Origin of the sequence: Streptomyces sp. OfavH-34-F, from assembly GCF_022347745.1 — a bacterium.
Classification (GTDB): Bacteria; Actinomycetota; Actinomycetes; order Streptomycetales; family Streptomycetaceae; genus Streptomyces.
Genome location: NZ_JAKRGC010000178.1, coordinates 1 through 12,766 on the forward strand (window position 1 = coordinate 1; position 12,766 = coordinate 12,766).

Sequence of the window (12,766 nt, forward strand, 5' to 3'; positions counted from 1 at the left end):
GCGGGTCGTCGAACGGCCCCACGTCGTCGAACGGCGCAGCCCGGTCCGGGGACGGCGCCCCGCACGCGGGCGACCGCGCCGGTGGAGGCGCCCCGGCCGCCCAGGAGCCCTCGGCCGTCCAGGACTCCCCCGCCGGCCGGGGCGAGCCGCAGCCGCACGACGTACGCCCGCAGCAACTGCCCGCCGCCACCTCGGACTTCGTGGCCGACGACGCACAGCTCGCCGCCCTGGAGAGGGCGCTCACCGGTGGCCGGGAACGCAAGGCGGTCGGGGTGGCGGTGATCACCGGGAAGCCGGGCACCGGCAAGTCCACCCTGGCCGTGAACCTCGGGCACCGGCTGGCCGAGACGGGGTTCCCGGACGGTCAGCTGTACTGCGATCTGCGCGGCACCGGTACCCCGGCGACCACGCTGGAGGTGCTGGGCCGTTTCCTCCGGGCCCTGGGCATACCGGGCCAGCTCATCCCGGACTCGCTGGACGAGCGGGCGGAGATGTACCGCACCCGGCTCGCCTCCCGGCGGGTGCTGGTCGTCCTGGACGATGCCGCGACGGAGAGCCAGGTGCAGCCGCTGCTGCCGGGGAGCCGGGACTGCGCGGTGCTGGTGACCAGCCGGGCCAGGCTGACCGCGCTGCCGGGCGCGTACCGGGTGGAGCTGGACGTCCTGGACGAGGAGCGGGCGCTGCGGCTGCTGTCGCGGATCATCGGGGAGGAGCGCGTCGAGGGCGAGGCCGCGTCGGCGGAGGCGCTGGTGCGTACGGTGGGGCGGTTGCCGCTGGCGCTGCGGATCGTGGCCGCCCGGCTGGCCGCCCGCCCGCACTGGACGCTGGCGTCGATGGTGCACCGGCTCGCCAACGAACGGCACCGGCTGGACGAGCTGGCGCACGGCGAGATGACGATGCGGGCCAGTCTCTCCCTCACGTACAACGGGCTGGCGCCGGAGGACCGGGGGCTGTTGCGGCTGCTGAGCATGGCGCGGACTCCGACGCTGCCGGGCTGGCTGGCGGGTGCGCTGCTCGACGACGACCGGCCGGTTCCGTCGGATCTGCTGGAGCCGCTGGTGGACATGCAGATGCTGGACGTCGTCGGGGTGGAGCGGACCGGCGGCTACCGCTACCAGTTCCACGAGATCATCCGCGTCTACGCGCGCGAGCAGCTGGCCGCGCAGGACACCCCGGAGGTGCGCCGGGCGGCGCTCCAGCGGATGGCGGGCGGCTGGATGTATCTGGCGCAGGAGGCCCACCGCAAGGTGTACGGCGGTGACTTCACCGTGCTGCACGGTGACGCGCCGCGCTGGGCGCCGCCGCCGTCGTACACGGGTGATCTGCTCGCCGATCCGCTGGCCTGGTTCGACGCGGAGCAGGGCGCGCTGTGCGGCATGGTGGAGCACGCCGCCGACGAGGGTCTGCACGATGTGAGCTGGAACCTGGCGACGACCCTGGTCACGCTGTTCGAGGTGCGGGGCCACTACGACCTGTGGGAGCAGACCCATGTGCGGGCGCTGGCCGCCGTGCGCAAGGCCGGCAATCTGCGCGGCACCGCCGCCGTACGGGCCTCGCTCGGTTCGCTGTACATGTGCCGCAACGAGTTCGACATGGCCCGCCAGGCGCTGAGTTCGGCGCTGGACGTCTTCCAGGCGCTGGACGAGCCGCAGGGCGAGGCGCTGTGCCTCCGCGACATGGCGCTGATCGCCCGGACGAACGGCGAGGACGATGTCGCGTTGGAGCTGTACGAGCGGTCCCTGGCCGACTTCGACCGGGCCGGTGACGTGGTGGGGCGGGCGATCGTGCTGACGCAGAGCGCCCATATCCGGATGCGGCGCGGTGAGACGGACGCGGCGCAGGCGCAGTTGGACGAGGCGCTGGAGATCTACGACGGGGTGGGCTATCTCGGCGGCCGGGCGCGGACGCTGCGCCGGGTGGGCCAGCTCCTGCTGGAGCGGGGCGAACTGGATCTCGCGGTGCTGACGTTCACGGAGGTCCTGGAGCTGTGCCGGGATTCCGGTGACGTGATCGGCGAGGGGCATCTGCTGCGTGACCTGGGTCATGCCTTCGTGCTGATGGGCCGGCCGGACCGGGCCACGTACTTCTTCGACCGGGCGGTCGCGGCCCGGGAGCAGATCATGGACTTCGGTGGCGGTGCGCTGGCCCGCCTGGATCTGGCGCGGCTGCTGGCGGACGAGCCGGGGCGTTCCCGTGAACTGCTGGCTCCGGCGCTGGAGGTCTTCACGAGCCGGGGTATGAAGCGGGAACTGGCGGAGACCCGGCGGCTGCTCGGCGCGGGGTAGGCGGTGCCCGGCGCCCTTCCGGGGCGGGAGCGGCGGTGCCCGGCGCCCTTCCGGTGCGGGGGCGGTGCGAGGGGGCCGGTCAGTCCCAGGGGTTGTTGTCGGTGGAGCCGGTGGTGGTCGGGGCGGGCGTCGGGGTGCTGCTGGTGCCGGTGGGCTGGGTGCCGGTGCCGGTGGCGTCGTCGGCCCAGCCGGTCTGGACGCCGATGCCGGTGACGATCACGACGGCGACGGTGGCGAAGGCGGCGCGGAGGGCGTTGCGGGTGGTGGTGTTCTTCGTCATCGGACTGTCCCTTCGTCGGTGTTCCGTTTCCTTCTGGACACCAAGCTAGGAAAAGCCGGATTCACGGCACCGCCCCCGCCACTATCGCCCCGCTATCACGGCGCTTGAGCCCGCTTTCACCGGCCGCGCTCCCCCTTTCGTACGCCGCTGACCTGCGCTTTCCCGGTGCGGGCGCGCTATCGCGGAGCCGGCCGGGCCGGTCGTGGCGGCGTTGGCGGCGCGATGCCTTCCGGATAGGCGGTGCGCGGAGCATGGCGGCAGCAGCAAGGCACGACAGCCGTCCGCCACGGCACCCCGGCCCGCAGCCGCTCACGGGGTGCCCCTCCCCGACGAGCAGGAGTCCTTTCATGACGCTCAGCCACCCCCCGCAGGACACCCCGGCCGCCACCGCGTCGCTCGGTTCCCTGATACGCGGCCACCGGCTCCGCATCGGCCTCACCCAACGGGAGCTGGCCGACCTGTCCACCATCAGCGTGCGGGCCATCCGGGACCTGGAGAAGGGGAAGGCCCAGCGGCCGAGAACGGACACGGTGCGGCTCATCGCCGACGCGCTGAGGCTGGGCCCGAGAGCCCGCGCCGCGCTGGAGGCGGCGGCCCGCAGCGGCCCGCGCGGCGGGGGCGAGGTGCGCCGGCTGTCCATGGAGCGGGCCGCGCCGCCCGTACCGCTGTATCCGCTGGTCGGCCGGGAGGCGGAGACCGGGATCGTGGTGGAGGAGCTGGGCTCGGGCTCCGAGCGGCTGGTCACGGTCGTCGGACTGAGCGGCGTCGGCAAGACCCGGCTCGCGCTGGAGGTGGCGGCCCGCCTGTACGACGCCGGGCTGCCGGTGCTGTGGCACAGCGGCGACGGGACCACCGCCGACTGCCTCCGCGCCGACGACGACCCGCTGCCCCAACTCGCCGACGCCTGCTCCCGGTTCCTGCGGGGCCTGGGCGAGCCGGAGGAGCTGCTGCCCGAGCTGGCGGAGGCGCTGGCCGCCCTGCACGACGGCGGTCCGGCGGCGCGGGGTGCCGTGCTCGTCCTGGACGGGGTGGACACGGCCGCCCTCGACTTCGGCCGGCTGAGCAGGCTGTTGCGCGCCTTCCCGGGGCTGCGGCTGCTGGTCACCGGGGAGCGGCCGTGGAACGTACCGGGTGAACGCCTGTTCCTGCTCTCGCCGTTGGAGGCGCCCGTGCCGTCCGCCGGGCACACCGACGCACCCGCCGTGCGGTTCTTCCTCAGCCAGTTGCGCCGGGTGCGGCCGGACATCGTGCCGGACGCGCAGGCGCTCGCCGACATCACCTGGATCTGCCACCGCCTGGACGGCCATCCGGCGGCGCTCGGCGCGGCCGCCTCCTGGCTGACCGTCTGCGACCTGACGACCCTGCGCAACGTCGTCGACTCGGACCCGGCCCCGCTGCTCGACCACCTGGCCGGCGGCCCGGAGGGTTCCCGTCTGCAGGTGCGGGTGAGCCGCACGCTGGCCGCGCTGCCCGCCCCGTACCGGACGCTCATCGGCGAGCTGTGCCGGGAGGGCGACGGGGAATTCCTCTTCCAGGACGTCGTACGGCTCACCGGGCGCACGCTGCCGGAGTGCGGGCGGCTGATCCGGGAGCTGCTGGTCGGCGGGGTGATCCGGGCGGGCGGGGACGGCGGGCGCTCGGCGTTCCGGGTGCTGTGCGTGGTCCGCGCGGCGGCGGGCGCGACCACTGCCGTGGTGTGAGCGCCGCCGCGTTCTGAGCACCGCTGCGGGCGGGACGCGCGTACGGGCGGGGCGCGCGTACGGAGCGGCGGTGGCGCCGGGTACGGCGGCTGCCTTCCGACTGCCGCAGTGCCGTCGAACTGCTGGCCTCCCGCCGGAACAACTGCCGCTCCGCGCCCGGCCCCGGCAGTTGTATGGCACTGCCCGCCCGGCCGGGCACCGCGTCCTCCCCGCACCCGCCCCGTCCCGCCGCGACCCACACAGGAGACCCCATGCCGTCCGACGCGACCGTCGCACCCGCTCCGGCCACCTTCCGGTTGCCGCTCTCGGTGGCCCAGCGCGACATCTGGACGGCCCATTCCCTGGACCCCACCGGCCTCAAGTACACCGTCGCCGAGTGCCGGGACATCCGCGGCCCGGTCGACCCGGAGCTGATGGCCGCGGCCTGGCGGCGCCTTACGGAGGAGGCGGACGTCCTGCGCATCCGCCGCTTCGAGGACGACGGCGAGCAGGTGTGGCAGCTCATCGACGCCGGCCCGGGCGACCGCACCCTCCCGTACACCGATGTGAGCGGCGAGGCCGACCCGGAGCGCGCGGCCTGGGACGTGCTGGACGCGCTGACGGGGGTGCCGTTCGACCTGACCGGCGAGGCCCCGGTCCGCTGTGCGCTGATCAAGCTGGCCGAGGACCGGTTCTTCTACTACTGCGGTTTCCACCACCTGGTCACGGACGGTGCGGGCCTGGGGATGCTGCTCCAGCGGCTCGTCGAGCTGTACGAGCAGGCGGTCGCCGGTGCGCCGTGGAGCGCGTCCCCGTTCGGCCGGCTGGCCGAGGTATACGCCGAGGACGACGCGTACCGGGGCTCGGACGAGGCCGCCGCCGACCGGGCCTGGTGGCGGGAGCACCTGAGCGGGGCGCCGGAGCGGTTCCCCAGCCTCGTCCGGGGTTCCGGCCGGGCCGCCCCGGCCCGGGGTGTGCTGCCGTTCTCGCGGCGCACGGTCCTGATCCCGGCGGGGGAAGCCGACCGGCTGCGGGCCGTCGCACGGTCGGAGCGGGTGTCGTGGGCGGTGCTGGTGGTCGCCCTGTTCACGGTGTATCTGCACCGCGTCACGGCGCTGGACGAGCTGACGGTCGCGCTGCCGGTGCCGGGCCGCACCACGCGGACCGCGCGCAGCACGCCCTCGATGGCCTCCAACATCGTGCCGCTGCGGCTGGCCGTGGACGGCGGTGAGACGCTGCGCGGCCTGGTGCGGGCGGTGTCCGCCGAGGTGAAGAACGGGCTGCGCCACCAGCTGACCCGGTTCGAGGACCTGCGCCGGGACGCCGGCACGCTCACCGGCGGCCGCAGGATGACGGGCCCGGTGCTCAACATCATGGGCTTCAACGCGGACCTGACCGTGTGCGGCCACTCCACGGTCAACCACAACGTGACCAGCGGCCCGGTGGAGGACCTCAACGTCACGGTGTACGACCTGGGCGCGACGGACGGCCTCCGCATCGACTTCGACGCGCCCGTGGACGGTGTCGACCCCGAGGCCGTCGCCGCCCACCAGGACCGGCTGGCCGCCTTCCTCGTCGCGGCCGTCAACGCGGCGGAGCCGGGTGACCGGAGGGTCGCGGAGCTGGAGGTGCTGTCGGAGGGTGAGCGGGAGTTGCTGCTCGGGCCGTGGGCCGGGGCGGTGGTGGAGCGGGACGATGTGTCGCTGGTGGCCCGCTTCGAGGAGCAGGTCGCGCGGTTCCCGAAGTCGGTCGCGCTGATCGACGGGGACAAGCGGCTGACGTACGCGGAGCTGAACGCGACCGCCAACCGGTGGGCCCGCCACCTCCGTGCGCGCGGCCTGGGCCGGGGCAACCTGGCCGGCATCCTCCTGGAACGGGGTGCCGACTTTGCCGCCGCGCTCATCGCCGTACTCAAGACCGGCGCCGGACACGTCCTGCTCGACCCCGACTTCCCGGACGAGCGACTGCGGTCAGCCGCCGAGGAGGCGGCGATCAGCCACCTGGTGACCCGGCCGGTGCTCGCCGACCGCCTCACGGGGCCCTGGACCACCTGCGCCGACCACCCGGAAAGCCTCACCGACCACAACGCCGGCAACCTCGATGTGCCCATCAGCGGCGACGACCTGGCGTGCGTCATGTTCACCTCTGGGTCCACCGGCCGGCCCAAGGGCATCCTCTCCTCGCACCGCAACCTCGTCTCCACCCTGGTCGGACAGACCTACCTTCCGACCGGTCCGGACGAGGTGTACCTCCAGTCCTCGCCGATCTCCTGGGACGCCTTCAGCCTCGAATTCTGGGGCCCGCTCCTCCACGGCGCCCGGGTCGTTCTCCAGCCGGGACAGAAGCCCGAGCCCGCACTGATCGCGGAACTGGCGCCCAAGCACCACGTCACGACCCTGCTGCTGTCGGCCAGCCTCTTCAACTACCTCACCGACGAACACCCCGAGACGTTCGACTCTGTGACGACCGCGTACACGGTCGGTGAGGCGGCGTCCCCGGCCCATGTGCACAAACTGCTCACGACGCGGCCGGGGATCAAGGTGCTCAACGGGTACGGCCCGGCGGAGGCGATGATCTACGCCACCACCCACACCATCGAACCCAGCGACGCACCGCACACCCTCATCCCGATCGGTACGCCCCTGGTCAACAAGCCGCTCTACGTCCTCGACACGGCCCTGCGGCTGTGCCCGCCCGGCGCCACGGGTGAGCTGTACATCGCGGGTGACGGGCTCGCCCACGGCTACCTCAACCGCGCCGACCTCACCGCCACCGCCTTCGTCCCCAACCCCTACGGCCCCGCCGGCACCCGCCTCTACCGCACCGGCGACCTCGCCCACTTCGACACCCACGGACGCCTCCACTACGAAGGCCGCGCCGACCACCAGGTCAAAATCCGCGGCTTCCGCATCGAACCCGCCGAAGTCGAAGCCGCCCTCCTCACCCACCCCCACGTCACCCAAGCCGTCGTCACCAAACACCAGGATCAGTTGTCGGCCTACCTCGTCACCACCGGCGCGTCCATGGACGATGTCCGCCGCCACGTGGCCGACCGTCTCCCCGAACACCTCGTCCCCGCCTACCTCACCCCGCTCGACCGCCTCCCCCTCACCCCCAACGGCAAAGTCGACAAGCGGGCGCTTCCCGAGCCGGTCGCGGTGGCGTCGGGTGGCCGGGCCCCACGCACGCTGCTGGAGGAGACGCTGGTCGGCCTCTTCACCAGCGCGCTCGACGCACCCTGTGAGCTGACGATCGACGACGACTTCTTCCACAACGGCGGGCACTCGATCCTCGCCGCCCGGCTCACCAACCGGATCGCGCAGGTGCTCGGGGTCCGGCTGACGATCCGGGACGTGTTCGAGAACCCGACCGTGGTGCGGCTGGCGGGGAAGATCAGCACGGAGAAGGGTCTGCCCGCGCTGCCTCCGCTGTCCGCCGGAGAAGCGCCGGACCCGGCTTCGGCCCCGATGTCGTTCGCCCAGCGGCGGTTGTGGCTGCTCGCGGACCTGGAGGGCAGCAGCACCGCGTACAACGTGCCGATGGCCGTACGGCTGGTGGGTGCCCTGGACGCCGATGCGCTGGAGGCCGCCGTCAACGACGTCGTCGCCCGCCACGCGCCGCTGCGCACGCTGTACGAGACCGTCGGGGACGAACCGCGCCAGCGCATCCTCCCGGCCGGCGAGGCACGGGTGGCGGTGGAGCGCCGCGAGGTGACGGCCGGCGAGCTGGCTGCCGCGATGGCCGAAGCGGGGCGCCGTCCCTTCGACCTGCGGGGTGAACTGCCGCTGGCCGTCACGCTGTTCCGGCTGGACGAGGACGTCCACCACCTGGTCGTCGTGATGCACCACATCGCCACGGACGGCCAGTCGAGCGAGGTGTACGTCACGGATCTCGCCTGCGCCTACGAGGCACGTCTCGCGGGCGCTGACACGAACGTCCTGGAGCCGCTGCCGGTGCGGTACGCCGACTACGCGGTGTGGCAGCAGCGGGTGTTGGGGTCGGCCGATGACGCGGACAGTGTCCTCGCGCGGGAGTTGGCCTTCTGGCAGGACGCCCTGGAGGGGCTGCCGGAGGAGCACTCCCTGAATCTGGACCGTCCGCGCCCCGCCCGCGCCTCGCACCGAGGCGGGCACATCACGGTGGACCTGGGTGACGACCTGTTCGCCCGGGTGGGTGAGCTGGCCCGTGCCGAGGGCTGCACCCCGTTCATGGTCGTCCACGCTGCCCTGGCGGCGACGTTGACCCGGCTCGGCGCGGGGACGGACCTGGCCATCGGCTCCCCGGTCGCCGGCCGCACCGACGAAGCACTCCGCGATCTGGTGGGCTTCTTCGTCAATACGTTGGTCCTGCGCACCCACACCGACGGCAACCCCACCTTCCGCCAACTGCTGGAACGCGTCCGGGCCACCGACCTCGACGCCTTCGCCCACCAGGACGCACCCTTCGACCTCGTCCTCGACACCCTCAACCCCACCCGCACCCTCTCCCGCCACCCCCTCTTCCAGATCTGCCTCACGCTGGAGACCAGCACCCCGGTGCTCGCTCTCCAGGGCGTGCGGCCGCAGGCCATGCAGACGTTCGCCAATGGAGCGGCCAAGTTCGACCTGGAATTCCTGCTCCGCACGGAGGACGGTCAGGGCCTGAGCGGCATGGTCGTCTTCGCGGAGGACCTGTTCGACCGGTCCACCGTCGAGCGCATGGTGTCCTTGCTCGGTGAGGTGCTGCGCCAGGCCCTGGCCGACCCGGAGACACGCCTCGGCGACGTCGAGGTGCTGTCGGAGGGTGAGCGGGACTTGCTGCTCGGGCCGTGGGCCGGGGCCGTGGTGGAGCGGGACGATGTGTCACTGGTGGCCCGCTTCGAGGAGCAGGTGGAGCAGTTCCCGGAGTCGGTCGCGCTGATCGACGGGGACGAGCGCATCACGTACGCGGAGCTGAACGCCACCGCCAACCGCTGGGCCCGCCACCTGCGTGCGCGCGGCCTCGGCCGGGGCGACCTCGCCGGCATCCTGCTGGAGCGGGGAGCCGACTTCGCCGCCGCGCTCATCGCCGTACTCAAGACCGGCGCCGGACACGTCCTGCTCGACCCCGACTTCCCCGACGAGCGACTGCGGTCAGCCGCCGAAGAAGCCGCGATCAGCCACCTCATCACCCACACCGACCTCGCCGGCCGCCTCACCGGCCCCTGGACCACCTGCACTGAAGGGCCGCAGAACCTCACCGACCAGAATCCCGGCAACCTTGATGTGCCGATCTGCGGCGACGATCTGGCGTGCGTGATGTTCACTTCCGGGTCCACCGGCCGGCCCAAGGGCATCCTCTCCTCGCACCGCAACCTCGTCTCCACCCTGGTCGGACAGACCTACCTTCCCACCGGTCCGGACGAGGTGTACCTCCAGTCCTCGCCGGTCTCCTGGGACGCCTTCAGCCTGGAGTTCTGGGGACCTCTCCTCCACGGCGCACGGGTCGTCCTTCAGCCGGGACAGAAGCCCGAGCCCGCGCTGATCGCGGAACTGGCGCCCAAGCACCACGTCACGACCCTGCTGCTGTCGGCCAGCCTCTTCAACTACCTCACCGACGAACACCCCGACACCTTCGCCACCGTCACCACCGCCTACACCGTCGGCGAGGCCGCCTCACCCGTTCACGTACACAAGCTCCTGGCCGCCCGGCCGGGCATCAGGGTGCTCAACGGGTACGGGCCGGCCGAGGCGATGATCTACGCCACCACCCACACCATCGAACCTAGCAACGAGCCGCACAGCGTCATCCCGATCGGCACACCCCTGGTCAACAAGCCGCTCTACGTCCTCGACAGCTCGCTCCGACTCTGCGCACCGGGTGCGACGGGTGAGCTGTACATATCGGGTGACGGCCTCGCCCACGGCTACCTCAACCGCTCCGATCTCACCGCCACCGCCTTCGTACCCAACCCCTACGGCCCCGCCGGCACCCGCCTCTACCGCACCGGCGACCTCGCCCACTTCGACACCCACGGACGCCTCCACTACGAAGGCCGCGCCGACCACCAGGTCAAGATCCGCGGCTTCCGCATCGAACCCGCCGAAGTCGAAGCCGCCCTCCTCACCCACCCCCACGTCACCCAAGCCGTCGTCACCAAACACCAGGATCAGTTGTCGGCCTACCTCGTCACCGCCGGCGCGTCCATGGACGATGTCCGCCGCCACGTGGCCGACCGTCTCCCCGAACACCTCGTCCCCGCCTATCTCACCCCGCTCGACCGCCTCCCCCTCACCCCCAACGGCAAGATCGACAAGCGGGCGCTTCCCGAGCCGGTCGCGGTGGCGAGCAGCGAGCGGGCGCCTCGGAGCCAGCTCGAAGAGATCGCGGTGGCCCTGTTCAACCGGGTGCTGGGCACCGAGGACCCGGTGGGCGTCGAGGACAGCTTCTTCGCGCACGGCGGGCACTCGCTGCTGGCGGCCCGGCTCACCAACCACCTCGCCGACGCCCTCGGTGTGCGGCTGACCATCCGGGACGTGTTCCAGCACCCCACACCCGCACGCCTCGCCGCGCACATCGCCTCGTTGAAGGGGCGGCCCGCACTTCCGGCCCTGGTGGCCGGGGAAGGGGAAGGGGAAGGCAGCGACAACTCCGGCAGCCCGCTCTCCTTCGCTCAGCGCCGGCTCTGGCTGCTGGCCGAACTGGACGGCGCGAGCACCGCGTACAACGTGCCGATGGCCGTACGGCTGACCGGTGTGCCGGATGTCGACGCGCTGGAGGCCGCGCTCAACGACGTCGTCGAGCGGCACGCTCCCCTGCGGACCGTGTTCACGACCGTTGCCGGGGAGCCCCGGCAGCGCGTCCAGCCGACCGACCGGGCCGGGATCGTCATTGAGCGCCGGCCGTCCACGCCGGAGCAGCTGGACGGTGACCTGGACGCGGCGACGCGGCAGCGGTTCGACCTCACGACGGAGAGCCCGCTGCGGGCCACCCTGTTCGAGCTGGGTGACGGGCAGGCCGTTCTGTTCCTGCTCTTCCACCACATCGCGACGGACGGACGCTCGGCCGGTGTGTTCTTCGACGACCTCTCCGTGGCGTACGCGGCCCGGGTCGCCGGCGCCGACACGAGCGTCCTGGAGCCGCTGCCGGTGCGGTACGCCGACTACGCGGTGTGGCAGCAGCGGGTGCTGGGGTCAGCCGACGACGCGGACAGCGTCCTCGCCCAGGAACTCGCCTTCTGGCAGGCCACCTTGGCCGACCTGCCGGAGGAGCACGGGCTGACCCTGGACCGCCCGCGCCCGGCGGCAGCTTCGCACCGGGGCGGGCAGATCGCCGTGGACCTGGGCGACGATCTGTTCGCCCGGGTGGCTGAGCTGGCCCGTGCCGAGGGGTGCACCCCCTTCATGGTCATGCACGCGGCCCTGGCGGCGGTGCTGACCCGGCTCGGCGCGGGAACGGACCTGGCCATCGGCTCACCGGTCGCCGGACGCACCGACGAAGCACTCCGCGACTTGGTGGGCTTCTTCGTCAACACACTCGTCCTGCGCACCCACACCAACGGCAACCCCACCTTCCGCCAACTCCTGGAACGCGTCCGCACCACCGACCTCGACGCCTTCGCCCACCAAGAGGCACCCTTCGACCTCGTCCTCGACACCCTCAACCCCACCCGCACCCTCTCCCGCCACCCCCTCTTCCAGATCTGCCTCGCCCTGGAGGCCGGAGAGGCGCCCACGCTGGATCTGGGGAGCGGGGGCACAGCGACGGTGCGGGGGCTGACCAACGGAGCGGCCAAGTTCGACCTGGAATTCCTGCTCCGCTCCGACGACAACAGGCGCCTGCACGGGGTGGTCGTGTTCGCGGAGGACCTGTTCGACCACGCGACCGTCGAGCGCATGGTGACCCTGCTCGGCGAGGTGCTGCGCCAGGCCCTGGCCGACCCGGAGACGCGCCTCGGCGAGCTGAAGGTGGTGTCGGACGCCGAGCGGGAACTGCTGCTCGGACCGTGGTCCGGGACCACCGCACCCATCGAGGACACCTCGCTCGTCGCCCGCTTCGAGGCACAGGCCGCCCGCACCCCCCAGGCCGTCGCACTCATCGACGGGGACACGCACCTCACGTACGCCGAGCTGAACGCCACCGCCAACCGCTGGGCGAACACGATGCGGGCCCGTGGGCTGCGGCGCGGCGACGTGGCCGGCGTCCTGCTGGAGCGCGGCGCGGTCTTCGCCGCCGCCGTGATCGCCGTGAGCAAGGCGGGGGCCGGTTACACGCTGCTCGACCCGGACTTCCCGGACGAGCGGCTGCGGTCCGCCGCGCACGATGCGGGCATCGCCCTCCTCGTCACCGACGACGTCCTGGGGCAGCGGTTGGGGGGCGGCGGCCCCTGGACCGTGCTCTCCTGCTCCGGAGGGGCCCCGACCGACGCGTCGGAGAGCAACCTCGGTGTGCCCCTCGGCGGGGACGACGTGGCATGCGTGATGTTCACCTCCGGGTCCACGGGCCGGCCCAAGGGCATCCTGTCCTCGCACCGCAACCTCGTCTCGACCGTCACGGCCCAGACC

At 72.6% G+C, this 12,766-nt stretch carries 4 protein-coding genes; 3 read left to right on the plus strand and 1 reads right to left on the minus strand.

The window, feature by feature from the left end; translation table 11 throughout:
• A partial coding sequence (locus tag MHW47_RS22890) for a tetratricopeptide repeat protein (protein WP_239225664.1) occupies positions 1-2,285 on the plus strand: 2,285 nt, incomplete at its 5' end.
• A 79-nt stretch (positions 2,286-2,364) separates the two neighbouring features.
• Here the strand turns inward: MHW47_RS22890 and MHW47_RS22895 are convergent.
• A complete protein-coding gene (locus MHW47_RS22895) occupies positions 2,365-2,565 on the minus strand; it encodes a hypothetical protein (protein WP_239225665.1) in 201 nt (66 codons plus the stop codon).
• 347 nt (positions 2,566-2,912) lie between these two features.
• On the opposite strand from MHW47_RS22895, the gene MHW47_RS22900 reads away from it, so the two are divergent.
• A complete protein-coding gene (locus MHW47_RS22900; RefSeq protein ID WP_239225666.1) occupies positions 2,913-4,265 on the plus strand; it encodes an AAA family ATPase in 1,353 nt (450 codons plus the stop codon).
• A 251-nt stretch (positions 4,266-4,516) separates the two neighbouring features.
• Positions 4,517-12,766, plus strand: an 8,250-nt coding sequence (locus MHW47_RS22905) for a non-ribosomal peptide synthetase (RefSeq protein ID WP_239225667.1), incomplete at its 3' end; no start/stop codon positions are given.